This is a genomic window from uncultured Thiothrix sp. (assembly GCF_937873765.1).
Taxonomy (GTDB): Bacteria; Pseudomonadota; Gammaproteobacteria; order Thiotrichales; family Thiotrichaceae; genus Thiolinea.
The window spans coordinates 45,108-69,385 of record NZ_CALMZC010000016.1 but is presented as its reverse complement, the minus strand read 5'-3'; the positions used below and the strand labels follow the sequence as shown (position 1 = coordinate 69,385).

Genomic DNA, 24,278 nt, shown 5'->3' with positions numbered 1-24,278 from the left:
ATTCATAATTCATGTGCTTAGTATAAAAATAAATCTTACTTTCGCAAGAGATCTAATATACTCTTTTTATGCATAATCGCTCTGAAGACATTTTAAGCACTCATAAGCTATATCAACAATTAATTAAGCTTGATCCCAATACAGCTCTAAATTATTATAATTATGCACTTTTCATGCAATATCGACAAAACAACCTTGATCAAACTGAAGCCCTTTATGCAAAAGCTTATGAGTTAGAATCTGATAATGAAAAATGGTTAGATACTTATGTAACTTTTATGCATAATCAACATCGAAATCTAGCATTGACTTAAAATTTATATAGACAATTAACAACTCTTAATTCTAACAATGGTAGATATTTTTATAATTTTTCTTTATACATGCAACATGATAAAAAATATTTTGATCAGGCTGAGAAGTTTTATACCAAAGCCCATGAGCTAGAGCCAAAAAATGTTCTATGGCTAGATAACTATGTAAGTTTTATGCACAGCGAGCAGCGTGATTTACATTTAACGAAGCAGCTTTACGAAGAGCTTATAGGTATCAATCCTAATAACTCTAGGTATCTATATAACTTTGCTTTCTTTCTTCAATATCAAACCAACGATCTAATACAAGCTGAAGCTTTATATAACCGAGCTTATCAGCTAGAGCCAACTGATATAAATGGATTAGAGAAATATGTCTTTTTTATGCAGGATCATGGTCAAAATATACAAAAGACTGTGGAACTCTATCAAGAGCTAATCCAACTCAATACGGATAACTCACTCTATCACTATAATTATGTACTATTTCTAATGAAATTTAAGAAAGACTTTAGGCGAGCAGAGCTATTTTTTAATAAAGCTATTGAAATAGATCCAAATAATCTTGAGTATTTAGGCAATTTTTCGACTTTCTTGCACACCCATTTAACTAACTACTCAAAGGCCAAAAAACTTTATGAGCATTACCTAGCATTAAAAGCTGATGATGCAAATATTCTTGACAATCTAGCTCAAATTTATCTACTTGAAGGCAATGAAAATAAAGCTAGCACACTATTAGATCAGGCATTCGCTCTAAAACCAGATCAACCTGCTTTACAAATGGAACTACGATTTTATAGTTTGGCCTATTTTCCTGATAACCATCCTCAAGCTTTCTCTGAGTTAAAACAGCTACTTGATACTGGGGAAAGAGATCTTGGCTGGAACCTTTTAATTAGTGCTGACGATGCTTTACAAAAAAATCCTACACATCCCTATGCCGTAATTCTTTCCCACTTGGCTAAAATAATCACTGGAGAGCAAGACTTAAGCAGTTTAAACAGGGAGGTATCAGCTAAACTGCCTTAGAAAACTCTATCTTGACACCAGATATTCTACGCTTTAAAATATTTAACCTTACTTTAACTATGGAGACTCAATACATGCTCGCTCATTACCCTCATGGAAATTCAATGAAATTTTAGTCTCCTGCATTTCGCCCGGAGACTGCTCAAGCGGTTATCCGGCCAAGTGTGACACCATGGTGTTGGCATGTATTCAAGACCCGGATGGCGCAAGTCTCCGGGTTTTTTTACGCCCGGACTATTTAGTTAAAGGATGTTTATGCCGATTAAATTAATGCTCAATAAGGGCAAAGTTCCGGTCAAAGTATTTACTGAAGATATCGACCAAGGCTCGATTGACCAACTGGGCAATATGGCGCAATTGCCTTTCATTCATTCGCATATTGCCGCGATGCCAGATGTCCATCATGGGATTGGTGCAACCGTGGGATCAGTGATTCCGAGCAAAGGGGCAATTATTCCGGCTGCCGTGGGAGTGGACATTGGCTGTGGGATGAATGCAATCCGCTTGTCCTTAACAGCCAATGATTTGCCAGACAACTTACATACAGTACGTAGCACGATTGAAAAGCGTGTACCAGTTGGCTTTGAAGAACATGCAACAGCCACTGTACAAGGTGCGACCTTGAATAATATCGCCAAGCACCTAAAAGTGATTACCGATAAGCATCCGGGCTTACTCAAAATGCAACGTAATTTTGAGCGCACTTGGGGCAAACAACTTGGTAGTTTAGGCGGTGGTAATCACTTTATCGAGCTATGTATTGATGAAAGTCAAGCTGTTTGGGTGATGCTCCACTCCGGTAGCCGTGGAATCGGTAATGTAATTGGGCGCTACTTCATTGAAAAAGCCAAGAAAGAGATGGGAAAAGCCTTAGGGCAACTACCCGATCACAACCTCGCTTATTTCAATGAAGGCAGTCAGCATTTTGATGATTATGTACAAGCGGTGAACTGGGCACAGGATTACGCGGTGCTCAATCGGCGTGAAATGATGCGCTTAGTGCTGGAGGCGTTGCAAAGCCAGTTAAAGCCATTCACCACCACGCGAGAGGCGATTAACTGTCATCACAATTATGTGCAAAAAGAAACGCATTTTGGTGAGGAAGTCTATCTAACTCGTAAGGGGGCGATTAGTGCGCAAGACGGTGAACTGGGGATTATTCCCGGTAGCATGGGTGCTAAATCGTATATCGTGCGGGGCTTAGGCAACGCGCAATCCTTCTGCTCTTGCTCGCATGGCGCGGGGCGGCGGATGAGTCGCACGGAAGCCAAACGCCGCTTTAATACGCGGGATTTAGCGGAACAAACTACAGGCATTGAATGCCGTAAAGACAAAGCTGTGGTGGATGAAATCCCCAGTGCTTACAAAGACATTGATGTAGTGATGCAAAACCAAACGGATTTGGTGGAAGTCATACATACCTTAAAACAAGTTGTCTGTATTAAAGGCTAAGCCCACTTATTCAATGGAGAACATTAGATGTCAAAGAAAAAACAGTACCTGAAATTGCTGAAATTACCTGGTCGAACCAATCCGGTCGCCCGTGCGCCGATTTTAAGTAAAGGCGGGGCACATCAGAAAACCCGCTCGGCTGAACGCCAAGCGGATAAACGTCAATTACGCAAATTAGTTGCTAAGGTTGGGGCCGATCACGGCCCTGCCGATTTAATTGCTTGAGTTAAGGGTTTTCAACTTATCTCTGGCAAGCTGACGCATTCAACTCAGCTAAACCATTTGATTCTATAGCAAGGGCATGAACATCTGTTACATCAACTATAGTAGATCAAAAACCTAAATTTCGTTTTCTTTCGTAAAAACTTCAGGACAAATAACTTTAACCATAGTTAATCTAGCTATGTTCATGATAGCGGTAACGGTTTCTTGACACCCTTATAAAGGAGATTAAATATGGATATCTTATACAAATTAGCTGTCATTATCATAATCATTAGCTCTAGCCTAAACCCTAGAGTTGTTGCAGCATTTGACTCAAGCATTGTGCATATGCAAATTGTTGCACATCAAGACGATGATTTTCTTTTCATGAACCCAGATATTCAAAATGATATTTCTCAAAAACTTGGGATTGTAACCGTTTATGTTACTGCAGGTGAAGCAAATGGAGCTGGTCCATGTCAAAATCAGAATATTGAAGTAGCTCGCCAGAAACATGCAACCGCAAGACAACGCGCTATTAAAGCTACTTATGCTCAAATGGCAAATCCTAAATTAACACCGCTAGAAGCTGATAATGCAGCTTGGATACGTGAATTAATTACTCCAGATTTAGGATTTGCATGGCCACATACTGTCGAGCGCTTACCCTAAAGGATTTTCCACAAATTCGCTTAATCTTTATGAATCTACGAGAAGCAGGAGAAGATCCCCAGCAAGGTCAGACACTTTGGAATATGCTAAGTAACCACAACCTTCAGACTAACACTATTGTACCCTCATGCGGTCTATATAACCAATGTTCTGACTCGCCAAGCTGTAACCCTAATATTCCATGGCAACATTACAAACAAGTAGACGTTGTTAATGTTCTTTCAAAGTTAATTCATATGTATCAACCACTTGTAATTCGTACACTAGACCCACAACCTTTCCAAAAACTTGGAAGTGATAACCTATGTCCAGGTGATGGATTTTATGATGTTTGCTTTGATAATTTGGATCATACAGCAGTAGCTCGTTATGTAAATCAAGCATTAGCCAGCTATCATGGACCAAACAGTAGCAGTCGTAGTACTGTAGTCTATTATAAGGGTTATTCTTTTATAAACTACCCAAGAAATCTAGGCAGCGAAGCCTATAAAGGCAAACACCTTGCAGGAGAAGCTTATCGCCTTTCTATCCCTGGCGATCCATATTACTCAAATGAAATTTATGAACCTTATTATCGCGTAGTTTACGAGAGATATCCTGGGAGTACAAAATGGCTGATGAAAGCGAATAATGGAAGGCTTGTTGCTATCAATGTTCAGAATCGCCAAGTCAAATTTTGGTACGAAAAAACTGTTGGTGGTTCTTGGCAAGGCCCTGTGAGCCTAGGTAGTAGAGAACCAATAGCACCGCACGTAACATTAATAAAGCGTAAAGACGGTCGCTTACAAATTTTTGCCATGCAACTACCCTTAGGAATGGAGCGTGAATCTCCTGTACCACCTTATCAAGAAGTAATCACATCAGTTCAAAGTGGAATGTCAATGAGCTTTGGTGCATGGCAGAGTTTAGGGAGTCCTGATAAGAGTCAATTCAATGGAGTACCAACTGCAATAGTTGCTGGAAACGGTGATATTTTTGTCTTTGCAAGAAACTCTCTAGGCAACATGAGTTATACTTATTTTTCAAAAAATAAATGGTCGTCTTGGAAAATTATAAATCCTCAGGCAAAGGATATTATGGATGGAATTACTGCAGTAACACGTCATGATGGTAGCATTGAGATTTTTGCCACATCACGTACCGGTGAAATTCAAAACTACATCCAAGCTGGAACATCATTTGTTCCATCATCTGACCTTAGCTTTCTAACTGCTGCAAGCCCACCTACAATTGCTAAAAACCAAAATAATCGCCTCCAAATTTTTTATCGTGAAATAGTAACTGAAGAACCAGAAAAATATGGTCGAGTACTAACTTCATGGGTAGGAGAGGATGGTAAATGGACGAATCCCACAGTTCTTTATGGAGATGCTGGAGTTGGGCCAATTACAGTGGTTCGGCATGATAGAACAGGCCATCTTATGATATTCCAACGAAACTCATGGGGTGGAATTTCCACAACTCAACAACAAACTCCTAATAGTACTTTTCAACTTCAATGGAATTTACGTGGTGGTCTTTTTGATGAATACCCAACTGCGGCAACAGATAACCAAGGGCGTGCAGTTTTCATGGCAAAAGGAGCAGATGGCAAACTCTACTTTCAACGCCAAACTTCAACCAATATAATTGGAAGCTATGGACAGTGGACTATTGTTGGAGACTAGGAACTGACATACGAGCTTATGTAATTAACGAATAAAAACTTTATTTGATCTGATGAGGGCTTGAAGCAACTCATCGGCTTACTTATGTGGTGCTTATTCTAGCTGTATAGTTTTTTCCTAATTAACCTGAGCTCAACGTAACCAAGTAGCAGCCTTTTGTGGAATACTTTATGGAATAACCACATCCTAAAACTACCCACACAAAGCTGCTACGATTATGTTAACACGACTCTATCAGAGGTTTTGTGATCACTCCAAAGCTTCATTTAAGCCGCTCTCTTGGTCACTAACTTTCCATTGACTAACTAGTCAATCAATGATATTTCATAGGCAATTTTAATACCCAAGAGGCATCACTATGAAATCTCAGGCCAAGGCGGTCGTAATCGGTGGCGGTGTAGTGGGCGTTAGCACGCTCTACCACCTCGCGCGTAAAGGATGGACGGATGTCGTTCTGATTGAACGCAAAGAACTGACTTCTGGCTCGACTTGGCATGCTGCAGGTTTATTACCCCTGTTTAATATGAGCTATTCAGTCGGTAAGCTGCATCAATATTCGGTACGCTTTTATCAAGAGTTGGAACAGGAAACCGGTTTATCAGTTGGCTTTAGCAAAGTCACTAATATTCGCCTCGCCTGCACTGAAGACCGCATGGATGAATACCGTTATTATTCGGGTGTTGCCAAAACCGTTGGTGTCGATGTGAAATTCCTTACACCCAATGAAGTAAAAGCCATTTGGCCGATGTGTAATACCGAAGGCTTAATTGGCGCGATTCAGCACCCAGAAGATGGCTATATCCAACCGAATGACTTAACGACCGCTTTAGCCAAAGGGGCGCGGGCGCGTGGTGCAGAAATCTATCGACATACAGCCGTCACGGGGATTGAATCGCTAGAAGATGGACGCTGGTTGGTCAAAACCGACAAGGGTGATATTACTTGTGAACATGTGATTTCCTGCACTGGTAGCTTCGCCCGCAAAACTGGCGAAATGGTCGGCTTAGATATTCCAGTCATTCCGGTTGAGCATCAGTTCATTGTGACTGAACCACATCCAGAAATTTTAGAACGTAAAAAGCAAGGACTGCCCGAACAAGGTGTGTTACGCGAATCCGATGCTGGCTACTATTTACGTGAAGAAGCTGGTGGTTTATTACTTGGCCCTTATGAAAAAGGTGCACCTTGCTGCTATGTCGATGGCCCTGCTCCTGATTGTGAAAATGAGCTATTCCAAGAAGACCTCGACCGCTTAATGCCACATATTGAAGCTTGTATTAATCGCGTTCCTGCCTTTGGTGAAGTGGGTGTTAAATATGTTTACAACGGGGCAATTGCTTATACCCCAGACGGCAACCCCATGGTGGGGCCTGCTTGGGGGTTGAAAAACTTCTGGTTGAATGAGGGGCATAGCTTCGGGATTACTGCCGCTGGTGGTGCAGGTTGGCAATTAGCTGAATGGATAGTAGATGGTGAGCCGACCGTTGATATGATGGGCGTCGACCCACGGCGCTTTGGCCCTTATGCTTCACGGGGTTATTTACGCAAAAAAAATGAAGAAGCCTATAGCAATGTCTTCACCGTCCACTATCCGAATGAAGAGCGCCCTGCTGCACGTCCTTTAAAAACCACACCTTGCTATAGCCGTATGCAAGCTTTGGGTGCGGTGTTTGGTCAAACCTATGGCTGGGAACGTCCCCAATGGTTTGCCCCCGCAGGTTACCAACTCACCCAAGAAGATTTGGATCCCCCTGATGTACTGCTGAATGAAAATCACGGTGTACCCTTAGCGGATGGGCGGATTGTTGAAAAATACTCTTTCCGTCGCTCAAATTATTTTGAATTTGTCGGTCAAGAATGTCGGCATGTGATGGAAAAAGTCGGCATTTTAGATATGAGTGCGTTCGCTAAATATGAAGTGACAGGACGTGGTGCAGAAGCTTGGTTGGAATTCTTATTCGCTAACAAAATCCCGCAAGCGATAGGACGCATTGGCTTATGCCATATGCTCACTAAACAGGGTGGGGTACGCGCTGAATTCACCGTGTATAAAACGGGTAAGCAAGCTTATTATTTAGTCGGCGCAGGGGCATTTGAACGTCACGATTATGACTATTTAGAAAAGCTCTGCCCTGAGGATGGTAGTGTCAAACTGCAAAAAGTAACGACTCAATACGGTGTATTAGTGATTGCAGGCCCACGCTCACGCGATTTACTGCAAAAACTGACGGACACTGATTTATCGAATGCCAATTTCAAATGGCTCACCGGCAAGAAAATCAACGTGGGTGCAGCCCAAGCCCAAGCTTTACGGGTGAACTTCGTCGGTGAGTTAGGCTGGGAATTGCACCACCCGATTGAAATGCAAAACTACATTTTCGATCAAGTGATGGCAGCGGGTGCTGAATTTGATATTAAACCCTTCGGGATTCGTGCGATGGACTCTTTACGTTTAGAGAAATCCTATCGTTTAATCCCGCGCGAAATGTCGATTGAATACTCTGCTTTAGAATCGGCCTTAAATCGCTTCGTGCGCTTAGATAAACCTGATTTTATTGGCAAACAAGCACTGATTGATTGGCAGGCACGTGGTTTCAAAAATGCTTTCGTTACCCTTGAAGTGCAGGGTGTAACCGATGCAGATGCACGCGGTTCGGAAGTTATTTTCCACAATGGACAAGTGGTTGGTCGGACAACTTCCGGTGGATACGGCTGGCGGATTGGCAAATCCTTAGCTTTGGGAATGGTAACACCCGGTTTAGATGCTATTGGCACGCAATTGGAAGTAGAAATTCTGGGTAAGCGCTATGTTGCGACGGTGATCATTGAATCACCGTATGATCCAGAGAATGAGAAGCTGCGGGCTTAACTTACTTTAAAACTTAGGGGGCTCATTGCCCCCTAAACTTTTACTTAGCTTAAATCACCCCACCCAAACCCGCGCATTTCTAAACATCCGTAACCACGGGCCATCCTCCAACCACTCATTAGGCCGCCAAGAATGCTGAACCGCACGGAATACCCGCTCCGGATGCGGCATCATGGTGGTGAAACGTCCATCTTTGGTAGTTAAACCCGTAATGCCTAAAGGTGAACCATTCGGATTTTCCGGATAGTGTTCAGTCGCTTGACCGTAGTTATCGACATAACGTAAGCCGACTAAACCTTCAGCCAAAACTTGTTCAGGGTTTGAGGTATCAAACACTGCGCGCCCTTCCCCGTGCGCTACTGCAATCGGTAGAATCGAGCCTGTCATGCCTTGTAGGAATAGAGATGGGGACTCTAGAATCTCTACACTTGCCAGACGCGCTTCAAATTGCTCAGAGGCATTCCGATAGAAACGCGGCCAATGTGCAGCCCCCGGAATCATCTCGCGCAGTTGGGATAGCATCTGGCAGCCATTGCAAACTCCTAAACCAAAGGAATCAGCACGTGTAAAGAAAGCGGCAAATTCATCACTAGCGCGTGGATTCAGCAGAATCGTTTTCGCCCAACCACCGCCTGCACCGAGTACATCCCCATACGAGAAACCACCGCAAGCCACTAACCCTTTGAAGCTTTTCAGGCTCACCCGACCACTGATAATATCGGTCATGTGCACATCCACCGCTTTAAAGCCTGCCCGATCAAAAGCTGCCGCCATTTCAATTTGCCCATTCACGCCTTGCTCCCGCAAGATCGCAACACTTGGGCGCACACCGGTATGAATAAAGGGAGCTGCAATATCATTATCCTGATCAAAGCTCAAGTTAACTTTTAAGCCCGGATCTTGGGCATCGGCAATCCGTTCAAACTCTTGAGTAGCGCAGTCTGCATTATCCCGTAAGGCTTGCAGACGGTAGCTGGTCTCAGACCACAGTTGCTGTAATTGTGTGCGTGGTGCACGCAATACTTCATCGTGCCCAAAGGTCAGCACTAATTCATCCGTATCATTCAGCTCGCCAATCACATGCACATGGTGGCTCAAACCCATTTCACGGAAAACCGATAGTACGGTATCCGTATCGCAATGGCAGACTTGTAGAACCGCACCCAACTCCTCACTAAATAAAGCTTGTAAAGCATTATCCGCCAAATCCCCCAAACCTGCGGTGACCCCGACATGGCCTGCAAAGGACATCTCCGCTAAAGTGGCTAATAAGCCTCCATCAGAACGATCATGATAAGCCAGAATCAGTTGCTCGCTGCGCAAGTCTTGCATCGCCTCAAAGAAATCCTTCAAGGCTTGTGGGTCATCTAAATCCGGTACGTAATGCCCGACTTGACCATAGACTTGGGCTAAAGCCGAGGCTGCTAAACGATTTTTGCCCTTACCTAAATCCACCAGAATTAAATCGGTGTCCCCGCGATCTGTACGCAATTGTGGGGTTAAGGTCTTGCGTACATCTTGGACTGGAGCAAACCCAGAAATAATCAACGATAAGGGCGCAGCCATTTCACGTGCAGTTTCGCCTTGTTGCCAAACCGTTTTCATTGATAGAGAATCTTTACCGACCGGAATCGCAACCCCTAAGCGCGGGCATAGCTCCTCACCGACAGCACGCACGGTATCAAATAGTGCTGCATCTTCACCTTGATAACCTGCAGCGGCCATCCAGTTGGCCGAGAGGCGAATGTCACCAATTTTTGCAATATCAGCGGCAGCCATATTGGTAATCGCTTCGCCAATCGCCATTCGCCCTGAAGCTGCTGGATTGACTAAAGCAAGGGGAGTACGCTCGCCCATCGCCATCGCTTCGCCGGTATAGCCCACATAATCAGTTAAGGTCACCGCAACATCCGCGACCGGCACTTGCCAAGGTCCGACCATTTGATCACGCGCAACCATGCCAGTAATGCTGCGATCACCGATGGTGATAAGGAAAGCTTTTGAAGCGACGGTTGGTAAGGTCAAAACACGCTCTACCGCTTCACGCAGCACAATCCCTTCCAGCTTCAATTCTGGCTTATGGAAAGTCTGATGATGCACATCGCGCAGCATCTTTGGTGGTTTACCCAAAAGCACATTCATCGGCAGATTCACGGGGTAATTATCAAACAATGAATCCCCGACTAAGAGCTGCTGGTCAACCGTTGCCGTGCCCACTAGCGCATATACAGCCCGCTCCCGCTCACACAACTCACGAAACACGGGTAGACGCTCTTCTGCAATCGCTAATACATAGCGCTCCTGTGCCTCATTACACCAAATTTCCATGGGAGCCATTCCCGGTTCATCATTCGGCACGGTACGCAGTTCAAACTTACCCCCACGCCCGGCATCATTGATGATTTCAGGAATCGCATTAGAGATACCGCCCGCACCCACATCATGAATCGACAGAATAGGGTTGTTTTTACCCATCGCTACACAACGGTCAATAACTTCTTGGCAACGACGCTGCATTTCAGGGTTGCCACGTTGTACTGAAGCGAAATCCAGATTCTCGCTACTCGTACCTGAGGCCATTGAGGAAGCAGCACCACCTCCCAAACCAATTAACATCGCCGGACCACCTAAAACAATAATGGGTGTTCCTTCGGGTAAGGGCTTTTTCTCCACATGACCGGCACGAATATTACCCATACCACCGGCAATCATGATGGGCTTGTGATAACCGCGTAACTCTAAACCTTTCGCACCCGGCACTTCTTGCTCAAAGGTACGGAAATAACCCGCAAGATTCGGGCGACCAAACTCGTTATTAAAAGCGGCTGCACCAATCGGCCCCTCCAGCATAATGTCTAAAGCGGACACGATACGTTCAGGCTTACCAAAGTCACGTTCCCAAGGATGAGTGAAGTTGGGAATTTTCAAGTTAGACACTGAGAAGCCACACAAACCTGCTTTGGGTTTAGAACCAATACCAGTAGCCCCCTCATCCCGAATTTCCCCACCTGAACCTGTAGCCGCTCCGGGGAAGGGCGAAATTGCGGTTGGGTGGTTGTGAGTTTCCACCTTCATGAGAATATGCACGGGCTCGTGCGTATAATGATACTCATGGCCTTCGCCATTCGGCATAAAGCGCGTGGCATCAAAGCCTTCAATCACAGAAGCATTATCTTTGTAAGCCGACAGAATACCATTAGGCGCATGTTGGTAAGTATTGCGGATCATCGCAAACAGTGACTTTTCCTGCTGCTTGCCATCAATAATCCAATCCGCATTAAAGATCTTATGGCGACAATGCTCTGAGTTGGCTTGTGCGAACATCATTAACTCAACATCGGTTGGACTCCGTGCTAGCTCCGCATAATTGGCCGCTAAATAATCAATTTCATCCGCCGATAAGGCTAAACCCCAGTCTTGATTGGCTTTGGCTAAGGCAGCCCGCGCATCAGTGGAAATATCCACATGACGCAAAGTTGCAGGCTCAGCGGTACTGAATAACACGAGCGCATCTTGATAATCGTTTAATACGGTTTCGGTCATGCGATCATGCAGAGCTTGGTAAATTTTAGTTTGCTCAGCGTTACTAAAAGACTGACTTGCTTCGATGCTATACGCAATCCCACGCTCAACGCGCTCAACTACTTTTAAACCACAATTATGCACAATGTCTGTGGCCTTGCTCGACCAAGGCGAAATGGTACCGGGGCGCGGGGTCACTAAAAATAAGTTGCCATTCGGCAAGCCAGCACCCAGCTCTTCTCCATATTCGAGTATGGTTTTTAGCTGAGTTTGTTCGACTTGGGTCAGTTCACGGGTAGTCCGCACAAAATGGACATACACAGTTTGAATCGCAGTTATGGTCGGCACAAGCGCTTGGAGGGCAGTTAAGAGCTTGTTTCGACGGAAATTTGAAAGGGCAAGACTACCGGGAAGGATCAACATGGGATCAAATCGCCTGTTATTTCTAAAGCAAATATGATACCGAAAGACGGAAGCACATGACAGAGAGAACACAAGCGCATATAATACGCGCTTCCACCAGTTGGGTGATCAGTGGGGGCGACATGGCTTCGACGTGGGTTACAAAACTTGGGGAGCATGCAGTGGGTGTGGTGACCACTTAAACACTAGTCACAAAAAATAGTCGCAAACGACGACTCTTACGCTCTCGCAGCTTAATAACCTGCCGATAGCTGTCTGACCGAGGCCGTGCTTATGCGTTCGAGTTTCAGGCATCATCTAACATAAGATCGCGCTTACGTTTGTTCAGGGCAAAAGCGCTAAACCCAAACTGAAACAGCCTGCAAGCCAGCCTGTCAATCGGCGGGATGCGGGTTAAACAAAAGATTGAATAAGCATGTAGCGCCTTCAAGCAGCGGATTTGCGGACGGGGGTTCAATTCCCCCCGCCTCCACCACTTTATAGATTCAGTAAGTTTCAGATAGACCCAAGACCCTTTACAGGCCGCAATCTGTAAGGGTTTTTTCGTTTCTGGTAGTCCCATAACGTACCTAGTAAGCCCTGAAATAATGCGGTATATGTAACGGTATAAACCAAAAGCTAAGGAGTCTATACCGTGAAGTACAAGCTTACAGATACCGCAATCAAAGCAGCCAAGACCAAGCCAGACGGTAAGCCAGCCAAGCATACCGATGGAGGCGGCCTATATTTGTTTGTCATGCAGTCCGGCAAATATTGGCGCTATGACTATACGCATGAAGCCAAAAGGAAAACCCTTGCCCTTGGCGTATATCCAGACATTAATCTAAAGACAGCACGAGAGAAGCATCAAGAGGCTAGGGAGCTGTTAGCGCGTGGTATAGACCCATCCGAATACAAGCAGCAAGCCAAGGCCGAACAAATCGCTATCACTGAAAATACCTTTGAAGCGATTGCGCTAGAGTGGCTAGTGAAGATGAAGCCAACATGGAAAAGTGATCATGCTGACAAGCTAATGAGTCGCTTTGTAAATGACGTATTCCCTTGGCTAGGTAATCAGCCTATAGCCACGATAGAACCGCCTGACATTCTGAAATGTTTGCGACGGGTCGAAGAACGTGGGGCAGTAGAGACAGCACACCGCATCAAACAAACCATTGGACAAGTATTCCGCTATGCCGTAGGAACAGGACGCGCCCAACGTGACCAAACAACCGACCTAAAAGGCGCTTTACCTGCTTATAGAGGAAAAAGCTTTTCAGCCATTATTGAGCCGCTGCAAGTAGGGCAGCTAATGCGCGATATACAAGGCTATGCAGGCCATTTAGAGACACGCATAGCCTTACAGTTGTCGGCCTATCTATTTCAGCGCCCTAATGAAATTTGCGCGATGGAATGGGCTGAAATTGATGTAGATAAAGCAGTCTGGAGCATACCAGCCAACAAAATGAAAATGGGACAAGCTCACCTTGTACCCTTGCCTAAGCAATGCCTCGACTTATTGGCTGAAATAAAGCCACTAACAGGCCATAGGCGCTATGTTTTCCCATCCATGACCGATAGCACTAAGCCCATGAGTAATAACACGGTTAGACAGGCTTTAAGGCGCATGGGATACGATAACGCCACTATGACCGCGCACGGCTTTAGGGCAATGGCTAGAACGCTCTTAGATGAAGCGCTAGAAGTGAATCCTATCTATATAGAGCAACAGCTAGCCCATGCGGTTAAGGATGCAAACGGTACAGCGTACAACCGCACCAAGCATTTAAAGCAGCGTATAGCCATGATGCAGCAATGGGCGGATTACCTCGACACGCTAAGAGCGGGGGCGCAAGTCATACCGTTTAAAGCTAAGGCAGGATAAGCCAAGGCAGAAAACCACATTAAGCAGGCTTAGACCTGCTTTTTTTATGCCTGTGTTCCACCTGTTCCACCTGTTCCACCTCTAAATCGAACATTAGAAAGTAGTAATATAGGCAGTAGAACAAGAAAGCCATAAAAGATAAATACCCTTTAATATCAATTACTTAATCAATAAAAAACTACTCTACTTTGGAAAATGCATTTTAGAGGTGGAACAGGTGGAACAGGTGGAACAGATTAAGAAGTAGAGTTATATAGTATTGTTTTTATTAGTATTTTTATTTTTGGCTTAAGCTCTTAGCTGTTCCACCTCAAAAAAACATAGGTGGAACAGGTGGAACAACTCTAAGCAGCTTTACCCCTTGGCTATGCTCTGCACCATCGCAACCAATGGAAACGGCAAACCGAACAGCTAACCGAACACTTAATGAACCACGAAAGCTAAGGCTGGCAAGGGTTTGAGGTGTGTTACTGAACCCTTGAACCTTTTGGCTAGATGGAAACGGAAACACCAGCGCAATAGTAAAAGGTCGGATTGTCGACATTTAACTACGCTAAGTTTTCAGCGCAGCGGCTGCTAAGTTTTCAGCAGTCCAAAGCCCTTCCCCATTGGCTTAACCTCCTAAATTTTCAGGAGGATAGCGCCCTCCCAAATATTCGGGACGGTGAGTCAAGCAACACCCTACCCTTACCAATCATAAGGCCGTACAAGCCTTTGCAGGCGCTTACGATGGGTTAAGCAACCTTTTGCAGCGGTGAGTTAAGCGACCACGTATCCTCAAAAATTCTGAGTAAATACAAGCCTTTGCAAGCGCTTACAGTGAGTTAAGCGACCGGTTACAGTGGTGAGTTAGTGAACACCTCTACCACGACTAAACCTAAGCCAGATAAGGCTTTATCAGCATTAGTGAACAGTTAGTGAACCCTATCCGTAGCGAATTATTCAACCCTTGGCATCGCTTGAAACCTACACCAGCCAAGGCTTAGGAGACTATGGGCAGTGAATTATTCAACCTCCTAAATATTCAGGGGGTCATAGTCCGTTAATTCCTCATATTCGAGGAGTATCTAAGAGCTAGGTATGCAAAATATTTTACCTACCCGCTAACTCCTCGAATATGAGGAGTATCTATTGTTGGTGTTGGCTACCTGCAAGATGTGTCCAGTTTTGGACTGATCGGCTCACTTTTGAGCTGATCTAGTGCTTACGTAGGTGAATGGAGCATCTACGGAAACCTCGTACATGGTCAAAAGCCTATCTAGTGCTCACGTAGGTGAATGCTTTGGGTGATTCCCCTCACCTGTGCAAAAGCAAGCGCGTACAAGTGAGGGTAATTCATTGGTTTTCTGATTATTCCGGTAATTCTCGGAGCTTAGTAGGTCGCCTCAAGTTGAGGAAACCGACCTACTTCGTTACGGAAATTCCGTAGTAGAAAAAATGATCAAACAATGTTCCAACTCAGATTTGAAATCTAAGTTAGCTATTCCCTGCCCTTGGTTGCCCTTAGCTCTTCCCTGACTATCTGGCGTACTTGTTCCGGTGTGGCGTGTGGTTGCGCCCTACTCATACCGATTTGCAGTAGATACAAAATTTCAGCGTTTAGGCTTCTAAAGTTGCGGTCTGCTGAATCCTTGAGTGCCTCTAAAACATCCTGCGGGATGCGTACTTGTGTTTGAGCATAGTCTTTTTGCTTTGTCATTTTTCTTTATTGCCGTTTATCTAAAGTACTGCATTATGTTGCTATTTTAGTTGCATGTCATAAAAACAACTGATACAGTTTCATTATGTTGCTGAATCAGCAACAAAGAAAAAGAAAGCTCACTTACTAATCAAGAGGTTTTAAATGCACATACAAACACAAGTACGCATGAAAGAAGAGGTTCACGCATGGCTAAGACAGCAAGCCAAAGCCAATAACCGAAGTATGAACGGTGAAATTAATGAGCTGTTACGCCATGCCATGAAGTTGGCAGAAAAGAAAGCCAAGCGCACCGAAGAAACAGCCTAACCACTATTAACCACAACGAAGGAAACACCAACATGATGAAACAAATTATTAACGGCAAGTTATACAGCACTGCGAGTTCAACACTGTTAGTTGGATTCGATAACGGATTAGGGGAAACCGTAGAGGATGCGGATAAGTTCGAGGCGGAAACGCTCTACAGAACCAATAAAACGGGGGAGCTTTTCTTATGGGTTAGCCACGCAGGGGGCGCAAATGAATTGATAGACCTTGATAAACAGGAAGCTCTTGATTGGCTGCTATCGTATGACGCAGACGATGAAATGATTGCCAAAGCCTTAAATGTAGAAATCGCTTAATTAACTTTAACAATCGCCCTTCCTAAGTGGTGGAACACGAAGGAAGGACTTCACCAAACCGACTAAGTAGGAGTCGATAAAATGCCACACAATCGTAACAGTTCTTACAAATTCGCTGCAATCTTCGCTACTGCCTTAGCAGCCTTTACTTTCATGGCTAGCCTTGACGCACGAGCCGACGCGCAAACTCGCACCGGCTTTGAAGGATTAGCCGAACAATCCGCCTTCTTGACGCTGGGCAGTAACCGCGCCCTGACTTATTTAACCGCTTGCGACCTCACCAGTATCGGCATTGGTTCACGTGTGGGAGCGACTGCTATTTGTTCAGTCCGTGCTTATGCGGGGGAGGCTGGCAACTTCAAGGCGTATCAAGCCACGGTGCAAACGGTTTGCACTGAGTTCCAAGGCTGCAAGGTAGGTGGTTAATCATGGAACTGACATTAGGCCGACTAGCAGTGTTTGCAATTGCCCTTCTGTGGCTCTATAGCGCGTTCTTTGGTGTAGGGAGTATCTAAGCCATGCACCAGCAATCAAACGAAGCCAAGGGCGTAAATTCGCGCCCTAATCGCCTCCCTACCCTATCCCGTGAACAAATTAACTTCGCCCTTGATGCAGCCGCTGAACACTTACCCACGGCGGTGAATGCTTTGGTCAAGTTGATGGCCTTTAGTGCCTTATTTTGGGCAGTGCTCAAAGTGTTTTTAGTGGCAGATAAAGCCGGTGTTTTGTATGCCTTGCTCTTTTCTGGAATGCACCTGCCCTTCTGTTTATTCAGCGTCTTATTCGTGCTGTGGTTCTTTGATGAATACCAAGGTATGGGTTATTTCGCGCTGTTTTCCGCCGTCATTAACGCGCTTTTAATTTAAGGGGATTAATCATGTTTAAAAATGAAAATGAAGCGGTTAAAGCCAAGCAATTAGAGTTAATGGAACGCAAGTTAGAAAAGCATAAAAAGCACGAGATCAGAGGTACAACTCTATTGCATCTTGGCTTTCTGCTGACCTTCCTGCTGTATCTCTTGTTCAATCAGCATCTTTACTTAGGCGATGCACTAAGCTGGAGCGCTTACTTTAAAGACGCGGCGGCTATCTTTGGCTTTAGCTTTACCGTGGTGATTGTCATTCTGATGGCTTTATTCTTGGCATGGGTCAAACACCATGCCTATCTACATTTTGGCTTCTTTGGGGGCGCGGCCTTAATTGTGACCACTGTTATAGGCTTTGCTTTGTTTTCTGAGTTCTTTAGTAGTTCAGCAAACCAAGACGCTAAGGCTAATGTGCTAGTGGAAAATAACAGTGCCTACCAAGCCACGCTAAAAGATACTGCTAGCATTAATCACGCGCCCAATACCGGATTAATTGAAGCAATCGCCAATGCGGAACAGAAACTCGCACGCTGTGAAGCTAATTTAAGAGCCGGTAAGGAAAAGCATTGCAATGGTGATAAAGCAAAAGTCGAGGCATTGCGTAATTCTGAAAACGCTGCTAATCAAGCCAATGCACAAGCGAGTATTGAGCGCGATAAACTTAAATATGAGCGTCAAGATGAATTAAAGGCAGGCTCTTATAATCCGGTGATTGTCATGCTGGCGCAATTCATGGCTGCTATGAATGGCAGTGACTACAAAGACTTTTTAAAGTCGGCTGTGGTTATTGTGATGTTATTCGTGGCTATCTGCTTTGAAATACTTCACCACTTTCTAAGCAAAACCAATGCAGATTCTTTAAATGCAATTGAAGCGCTTGAATTAACTATTGCTAAATATAGCGCGGGTACTCAAGTTATTAATCACTCCCCTATTCCTAATGGATCCCCTGCTGATTTAAAACTAGAGACACCCGAAAAGCAGCCTATAGGCTTCGGATTGCCGACCCCTAGCACTGCTACGGCTAGCACTTTTTTTAAGTATCAGCAGCCAAAAATGGAAGCCGTCGAGTTGCCTAAACATCGCCCTATCGGCTTCGTTGACTACACCGCGCCAATGGCTCAAAAAACCGTTTTAGACACCGTACACGCACGGTCAAACGGTCATAAAACGGTTATCCCTGAAACGGTCTTGGAAAAGCGTTTTGACACCGTACACGCACGGTCTGAAACGGTGGAAAATCAGAACGGTTTAAGCAGTGCAGCGGAACGCTTAGAACGGGACTTGTATCCGCTGTGGGTGGAAGCGCTCAAGGCTGGCAAGATCAACCAAGGGGCGCGAGATCATAAGCAATTTGTGCTAGGGCATACCTACACCAAGGGCGCGGATTTGATCGTGTCTATGGCTGAAATTGAGCGTATCCGCAAGCTATGGAATGCACGCGCATTAGAGGCGGGGATACTGATTCCTAACCCTAATTACACCAATGGGAAGGCTAAGTTTATTCTGGCTTAGTTTTGGCAGTCGGGCGCTTACTAACTGAGTAGGCGCTCATTAAAAAATAACAATGCTTAATTTTTATTCTAATCAAAATGATTAATTTTGATCGAAATAATAATGATGTTGATTTATCGTAAACAATAGCAAAAAAAAACCGCAGAATTTCACCTAAAGCGATGTTGACTAGTAGATCAAAGACAAGAAAGCGTGGTACAAGATGGGCAGGTATCAAGCTAACAGAGGCAGCCTGATACTTAGTGTTAATATGATATATTTTTTTATTAAATTAATATAGATTGAATTTTAAATAGGGGTATTTATGCGATTTTTAAAATTAAGAGATGTTATTCAAATGACTGGAATTAGTAAAACGACCATTTACCGATTAATGGACGCTGGATTGTTTCCAGCTCAATACTGCATTGGTGAAAAGATTGTTAGATGGAAAGAAGAGGAGGTGCAAGCATGGATGGAACGCCAGCCAATGAAGAAGGCTGTTTGATAAGGGATAAGGCTTTATGTATGGATGCTGAGGCACAAATGAAAAAACCCATGTTGGCGCATGGGTTTCTAAATATTGACTGCTATTTTTGTTGCTTAAATTCTTATTTCCAACTCGACTTAAGCAAGGCAAATTATAAATGAATATTAATCACTTTGATATAGTTGCATCCTTCAAAGATGCAATACATAACTCGATTGGTTGCGCCCCCGCGCATATCGAACCAGAAAAGCTAATCCGCTTCGGTAAAAACAAGACGTGCTATTGCAAGCTTTACTCACATCAAGCTGTTCCTGCTGGCTTCTACGGCGATTATCGAACAGGCATTAGGGAAAACTGGAGTTTTAGAGACTCTAATCAATCACGTCTAAGCCGTGCTGACTATCTAGCACAAAAACAGCAATGGGAAGCATCAGCAAGGGCGCGTATCCAGCAAGAGCAAGCCAAGGTAAAGCAGGCGCAAGATAACGCTTATGCGGATTGGTTTAGCGCTAGTCCCGCAAGTCATGCCCATCCCTATTTACTGAAAAAACAGATTCAAGCGCATGGCGTAAAGCAGCTAGGCGATAAGCTCATTATTCCCTTGGTTGACTTCGACGGTGTGTTGCATAGCCACCAAACCATTGCACCGACGGGTGATAAGCGCTTTCTAGCAGGGGGACGCAAGAAAGGGCTGTTCTATGTCATGGGTAGCGAACATCTTGAAAATGAGATTGCCATTCTTTGCGAAGGCTTCGCTACGGGCGCTAGTATCTTTGACTATATGCATCAAGGTAAGCGGCCTGTGCTAGTCGCTTTTGATGCGGGTAATCTGTTGGCTGTAGCTGAAGCATACCGCGCTAGATACCCCTATACCGCACTGCATATTTACGCCGATGATGACAGGTCAAAGCCAGTCAATACGGGATTAAATGCAGCCGAAGCGGTGAAACGCGCTGTTTCTAATGTCCAAGTATTTACGCCAGACTTTCCACCTGATGCACCGCTAGAGCTATCAGATTTTAACGATTTGATGGTGTTTGAATCGCGTAAAGCAGTAGCAGGGGTAGCAGCATGAACCATGCGTCAATTATCCCGCATCTAAAAGCAGTACCAACGCCACCAGTGACTAAAGTCACGAGTGACACCGGTACATTCACCCTTAAACCGGATGGCATTTATTACGCTGGCTTTGGTAAAGACGGGCAACAGCTACCAGAGAAAAGAATTAGCTCTTTGCTCAAGGTGTTAGCGTCAACAGCGGATGAAGGGGGTTGTAATCATGGCGTTTTGCTGGAATGGCGCGATAACAGAAATAATCTGCATAAATGGGCAATGCCTAAAGAGCTATTAGGCGGCGATGGTGTTGATATTGCTAAAAGCCTTTTGGGTCGGGGTCTGGATATTAAGCACGGCTGCAAAGGTAAATTATTGGACTATATCCAATCGTCTACACCAGACAAACGCCTAACTAGTGTGAGTCGCACGGGCTGGCATGATCGTATTTATGTCACCTCTAATAAAACCTACGGTGAAGGTGCAGACGATTACATCTATCAATCTGACACAGCCATTAAAAGCGCTGGCAAGGCGGGAACACTTGAAGAATGGCGCGAGCATGTAGCTGCTTATGCATGGGGTAATTCGCGCTTAATACTGGCTATCTCTTCGGCCTTCGCTGGCACATTAATTCATTTGGCTGGCGCTGAATCAGGTGGCGTTCATCTTTTTGGGGGTAGCTCTTGTGGGAAAACAACTTTATTAGAGCTGGCTTGTTCTGTATGGGGTAATCCAAAGCAATACAAGCGCACTTGGCGCGGAACATCTAACGGCCTAGAAGGTTTAGCAGCCGCTCACAATGATGGTTTTTTACCATTAGATGAAATCAAAGAAGCTAAAGCCAAAGATATAGCAGAAGTGGCGTATATGCTTAGTAATGGGCAAGAAAAGGCGCGGCTAGCTAAAACAACCAACCTTAGAGACATAAAAACATGGCGTTTAATGATTCTCTCGACGGGCGAACTTACCTTGACCGAATACCTTAAAAGTGAAGGTATCCGCGTCTATGCAGGCCAAGAGGTAAGGCTAGCCAGTGTTCCAGCGGATGCAGGGCGCGGATATGGTCTTTTTGAAGAATTGCATGGTATGACGGGCGGGGAACTATCCGAACACATTAAAGCACAATCCGCAAAATACTACGGGGTAGCGGGTGAGGCATGGCTTGAGCATGTCACCGCTAATTACGACGCTATTACTAGCGAAATCCATGACAAGATTCAGCAATTCAAAGACTTGGCATTGGATGCACAATCCAGCTCACAAGCCGGACGGGTTGCCAATCGTTTCGGTTTAATCGCTTATGCGGGGGAGCTAGCCACTCAATACGGTTTAACCGGCTGGAATGCAGGGGACGCAACCAGTGCAGCGCTCACTTGCTTTAAAGCGTGGCTTGCTGAATTTGGCACGGGCAATCGTGAGGAAAAGCAGATTCTTGAGGCGGTGAAGTCGTTTATTGATCGTAACGGCGTAAAGTTTCAGGTTCACACCGTAGACCGTGAAGGCATAAACATAATGGATGTACCCGATAGAGTAGGGTTCAAGACAAAAGATAGCGACGGAGACGGCTTCGCTTATCTGGTTTATAACAGCCAATTAGAGCGATTAGCAGAAGGACATAGTAAAACAGCCATTATTGCAGCGCTAAAGAATGCTAACTGGTTAAGATTAGACCGCGAAGGTAAATCATCCATCAAGAAGAGAATAGCTGGACAATCAGAACGCTTTTTTGTGATTGTCCCTAAAGACTAAGCACTAATCACACGCACAAGAGCCGGACACGTTCCGGCTTTTTTTATGTCTGAAAATAGCTAAGTTATTGATTTTGGCTCTGTTCCACCTGTTCCACCTCTGTTTCTGAAAAAACTCTAATAAAATCAACGCTGTTCCACCTGTTCCACCTGTTCCACCGAAAAAACGGTATATCTGAGTAGAAGTAGAAAAGCACAGATGGATAGCCCGTTAATAAAATAATTATCTTTAAATTCATTTACTTACGAAAATACACTGGTGGAGCTGGTGCAGGCTATCCCTGAAAATCTGCATTTTTCAGAAAAAAAGGTGGAACAGGTGGAACACGTAGAACAGCACTAACCATTTGTCTTAAAGAAAGCCATTCATCAGCACAGCTAAAGAGCTAAAAGAAGGGTCAGTTTTAAGCTGGTTTTAGGGGTCAGATTAAGAAAAAACGGTATATTTCACGGTACATACAAAAACAACAATAAAATTAAATTATATAAATCAATTACTTAAGTAGTATTTTCAATAGTCCCCGCCTCAGATAGACCCAAGACCCTTTACAGACCGCAATTTGTAAGGGGTTTTGTATTTCTAGTGGTTCTATTCGTTCTAACAGAAAATGCTTTTGAAACTATCGACCATGAACAGTTTTTGAAAGCAAAACAAGCATGGGAAACTAATCATCTTGACGAGAGTATACTTTCCTTTAAGAGCGTTGATAGGCTTCCCACCCATACAGCACAGGTGAACTCTAAAGAGATTCAATAGAATCACCAACTGTTTCAGGCGCTCCAAAAAACCTGCCATACAAAGAAGAAACCTGATATAAAGAAGCTTGGTTAAATAATAGCTTATTTGCATGACTAAATAATGCAACCGAATAACCAAATGGAAACTCCTATGATCCAACGTCTCCACAGCGGAACTCGCATGAGCCAAATCGTCATTCACAATGAAATTGTCTATTTAGCCGGACAAGTCGATGAAACTGACAGCCGTGGTTCAGTCGCTCACCAAACCAGTGTAATTTTAAAGCAAATTGATCAACTTTTAGCTGAGGCGGGAACCCATAAATCTAAACTTCTAACCGCTACTATCTATCTGACAGACATGAGTCAATTTGATCTAATGAATCAGGTGTGGGAGGCTTGGATTAGTCTGGGCAATGCACCAACCCGTGCTACCGTAGGTGTGACTGAATTAGCAGGTGATGCTTATCAGGTGGAGATTGTGGTTTCCGCAGCGCTTTAGACTATAGGCAAAGACTCGCTTCCGCTTAAGCGCTCTTATTTTGCTCAAATTTATAAAAATATTCCCAATAGCAATATATTGCTGCGCCTGTGGCAATCATAGCCCAGAATGAATTTTGCCCATACCACTCAAAGGCTGCCCAAGTAGTGCAAAATGCAGTAATGGCTACACGTCGCCATTTAGGTTGGAAGAAATGACGGTCGCGTTCGCTGAGCATAAACAGTTCCTATTCCATACAATTCTCAATAACCCTAGTACGCCCTTTTGCCCTAGTCACATACTCTTAATCACATTTGATCGTGTACAAACACTATTTGAGACTCACTGGCTTACTACTGGCTAGTACATGTTATTGCTAATAATCGAGCAATAGGCGTTAGTAGTTTATAGATAGATAATAAACCTCTTTCACAAAAGAAACTAGGCAGTTCAACGTTGTAAATCACTGTGATTAAATTAAAGCCTCACGCCAATTGTTATCACTGATTGTGATCGCGTGAGGCAAGCATCCGAAAACACTTCACGTGGATAAAGATAGGGTCGACCATAATACGGCGTTGCCGTGGTTCGCGCTCATTTGTTCTGCTGTTTCGTGCCTTTACTAGGGAGCACACAGAGAACCCCATCTGTTGTAAGTCTTAATCATCCTTATGTAGTGGAGGCAGGCGAGGCAATACCGAAGGTTCGTGTAAACAGATTGAAGTCATGTAGTACTCCACAGCATAAGACGTACTCAGCCCGCCCGCTGCAGTAGTGAACTAGGGCTTACGCTTTGACGGTATGCGTTTTGTGCTTGCCGTTGTAGCAGTGATGCTGTTTTTTGGGTGCATCCAATCGCCCTCTCGTTAATAACTCACGATATCGGATCATGAGCAATGGTCGTATGTGGGCAAGAAATCCGAACCCTGTTGGCTCTGGTATGCTGGGTCGCCTCACCTCAAACGTGTCTTTGCCTATGCCTTTGGACGGCGCACCGATGCAACGCTAACGCTCTTGTTATAATGGTGCACCACCTGATTACTCAACGCTATTTCCAAAGCA

General features: G+C 44.5%; 21 protein-coding genes and 1 other RNA gene. 19 read left to right on the top strand and 3 right to left on the bottom strand.

Annotation, left to right across the window (positions count from 1 at the left end; all coding sequences use genetic code 11):
* Nucleotides 1–68: 68 nt before the first annotated feature.
* The 7 genes from Q0307_RS05980 to Q0307_RS05950 all read left to right on the top strand — a co-directional run bounded on the left by Q0307_RS05980 (nucleotide 69) and on the right by Q0307_RS05950 (nucleotide 8,210).
* On the top strand, nucleotides 69–314 hold the full coding sequence (locus Q0307_RS05980; protein WP_298658022.1) for a hypothetical protein: 246 nt from the start codon (nucleotides 69–71) through the stop codon (nucleotides 312–314).
* Between the two features lie 69 nt (nucleotides 315–383).
* Entirely contained in the window at nucleotides 384–1,346 is a 963-nt protein-coding gene (locus tag Q0307_RS05975; protein WP_298658020.1) for a tetratricopeptide repeat protein, read from the top strand.
* A 255-nt stretch (nucleotides 1,347–1,601) separates the two neighbouring features.
* On the top strand, nucleotides 1,602–2,798 hold the full coding sequence (locus tag Q0307_RS05970) for an RtcB family protein (protein ID WP_298658018.1): 1,197 nt from the start codon (nucleotides 1,602–1,604) through the stop codon (nucleotides 2,796–2,798).
* 27 nt (nucleotides 2,799–2,825) lie between these two features.
* Nucleotides 2,826–3,023 (top strand): hypothetical protein, encoded by a 198-nt coding sequence (locus Q0307_RS05965; RefSeq protein WP_298658016.1) that lies wholly within the window; start codon nucleotides 2,826–2,828, stop codon nucleotides 3,021–3,023.
* Between the two features lie 231 nt (nucleotides 3,024–3,254).
* On the top strand, nucleotides 3,255–3,674 hold the full coding sequence (locus tag Q0307_RS05960; RefSeq protein WP_298658014.1) for a PIG-L family deacetylase: 420 nt from the start codon (nucleotides 3,255–3,257) through the stop codon (nucleotides 3,672–3,674).
* Between the two features lie 236 nt (nucleotides 3,675–3,910).
* Nucleotides 3,911–5,341, top strand: coding sequence for a hypothetical protein (locus tag Q0307_RS05955; protein ID WP_298658012.1), 1,431 nt, complete (start codon nucleotides 3,911–3,913; stop codon nucleotides 5,339–5,341).
* Between the two features lie 358 nt (nucleotides 5,342–5,699).
* A complete protein-coding gene (locus Q0307_RS05950) occupies nucleotides 5,700–8,210 on the top strand; it encodes an FAD-dependent oxidoreductase (RefSeq protein WP_298658010.1) in 2,511 nt (836 codons plus the stop codon).
* 54 nt (nucleotides 8,211–8,264) lie between these two features.
* Here Q0307_RS05950 and purL read toward each other — a convergent pair whose 3' ends face one another.
* The gene (purL, locus tag Q0307_RS05945; protein WP_298658007.1) at nucleotides 8,265–12,155 is read right to left on the bottom strand and encodes a phosphoribosylformylglycinamidine synthase; all 3,891 of its coding nucleotides are present in this window, start codon (nucleotides 12,153–12,155) and stop codon (nucleotides 8,265–8,267) included.
* Between the two features lie 113 nt (nucleotides 12,156–12,268).
* Here purL and ssrA point away from each other — a divergent pair.
* Together ssrA and Q0307_RS05935 are read left to right on the top strand one after the other, a co-directional pair.
* Nucleotides 12,269–12,630, top strand: a transfer-messenger RNA (tmRNA) gene (ssrA, locus tag Q0307_RS05940).
* A gap of 159 nt (nucleotides 12,631–12,789) precedes the next feature.
* Nucleotides 12,790–14,019: an integrase arm-type DNA-binding domain-containing protein gene (locus Q0307_RS05935; RefSeq protein ID WP_298658005.1), complete on the top strand. Its 1,230-nt coding sequence runs from the start codon at nucleotides 12,790–12,792 to the stop codon at nucleotides 14,017–14,019.
* A 1,480-nt stretch (nucleotides 14,020–15,499) separates the two neighbouring features.
* Here Q0307_RS05935 and Q0307_RS19055 read toward each other — a convergent pair.
* On the bottom strand, nucleotides 15,500–15,718 hold the full coding sequence (locus tag Q0307_RS19055) for an Arc family DNA-binding protein (RefSeq protein ID WP_366936756.1): 219 nt from the start codon (nucleotides 15,716–15,718) through the stop codon (nucleotides 15,500–15,502).
* Nucleotides 15,719–15,862: 144 nt separating this feature from the next.
* Between Q0307_RS19055 and Q0307_RS05930 the strand changes: the two genes are divergently transcribed.
* The 9 genes from Q0307_RS05930 (at nucleotide 15,863) to Q0307_RS05890 (ending at nucleotide 23,237) form a co-directional block, all read left to right on the top strand.
* Nucleotides 15,863–16,027 (top strand): Arc family DNA-binding protein, encoded by a 165-nt coding sequence (locus tag Q0307_RS05930; RefSeq protein ID WP_298658002.1) that lies wholly within the window; start codon nucleotides 15,863–15,865, stop codon nucleotides 16,025–16,027.
* 32 nt (nucleotides 16,028–16,059) lie between these two features.
* Nucleotides 16,060–16,344 carry a hypothetical protein gene (locus tag Q0307_RS05925; protein WP_298657998.1) on the top strand — a complete coding sequence of 95 codons (285 nt, stop codon included), beginning with the start codon at nucleotides 16,060–16,062 and terminating at the stop codon, nucleotides 16,342–16,344.
* Nucleotides 16,345–16,425: 81 nt separating this feature from the next.
* Nucleotides 16,426–16,770: a hypothetical protein gene (locus Q0307_RS05920; RefSeq protein WP_298657996.1), complete on the top strand. Its 345-nt coding sequence runs from the start codon at nucleotides 16,426–16,428 to the stop codon at nucleotides 16,768–16,770.
* A 92-nt stretch (nucleotides 16,771–16,862) separates the two neighbouring features.
* Complete coding sequence (locus Q0307_RS05915) at nucleotides 16,863–17,210, top strand: hypothetical protein (RefSeq protein ID WP_298657993.1); 348 nt, start codon at nucleotides 16,863–16,865, stop codon at nucleotides 17,208–17,210.
* An 11-nt stretch (nucleotides 17,211–17,221) separates the two neighbouring features.
* Nucleotides 17,222–18,724: a hypothetical protein gene (locus Q0307_RS05910; protein WP_298657991.1), complete on the top strand. Its 1,503-nt coding sequence runs from the start codon at nucleotides 17,222–17,224 to the stop codon at nucleotides 18,722–18,724.
* Between the two features lie 304 nt (nucleotides 18,725–19,028).
* Nucleotides 19,029–19,211, top strand: coding sequence for an AlpA family transcriptional regulator (locus Q0307_RS05905; RefSeq protein WP_298657988.1), 183 nt, complete (start codon nucleotides 19,029–19,031; stop codon nucleotides 19,209–19,211).
* Between the two features lie 139 nt (nucleotides 19,212–19,350).
* Nucleotides 19,351–20,268 (top strand): toprim domain-containing protein, encoded by a 918-nt coding sequence (locus Q0307_RS05900; protein ID WP_298657983.1) that lies wholly within the window; start codon nucleotides 19,351–19,353, stop codon nucleotides 20,266–20,268.
* Nucleotides 20,265–21,998: a DUF927 domain-containing protein gene (locus tag Q0307_RS05895; RefSeq protein WP_298657981.1), complete on the top strand. Its 1,734-nt coding sequence runs from the start codon at nucleotides 20,265–20,267 to the stop codon at nucleotides 21,996–21,998. The genes Q0307_RS05900 and Q0307_RS05895 overlap by 4 nt, the downstream gene beginning before the upstream one ends.
* A gap of 888 nt (nucleotides 21,999–22,886) precedes the next feature.
* Nucleotides 22,887–23,237: a RidA family protein gene (locus Q0307_RS05890; protein ID WP_298657978.1), complete on the top strand. Its 351-nt coding sequence runs from the start codon at nucleotides 22,887–22,889 to the stop codon at nucleotides 23,235–23,237.
* 25 nt (nucleotides 23,238–23,262) lie between these two features.
* On the opposite strand, the gene Q0307_RS05885 is transcribed toward Q0307_RS05890, so the two are convergent.
* The gene (locus Q0307_RS05885; RefSeq protein ID WP_298657975.1) at nucleotides 23,263–23,454 is read right to left on the bottom strand and encodes a hypothetical protein; all 192 of its coding nucleotides are present in this window, start codon (nucleotides 23,452–23,454) and stop codon (nucleotides 23,263–23,265) included.
* Between the two features lie 668 nt (nucleotides 23,455–24,122).
* Here Q0307_RS05885 and Q0307_RS19050 point away from each other — a divergent pair.
* The gene (locus Q0307_RS19050; RefSeq protein ID WP_366936749.1) at nucleotides 24,123–24,239 is read left to right on the top strand and encodes an IS1 family transposase; all 117 of its coding nucleotides are present in this window, start codon (nucleotides 24,123–24,125) and stop codon (nucleotides 24,237–24,239) included.
* The last annotated feature ends 39 nt before the right edge of the window (nucleotides 24,240–24,278 follow it).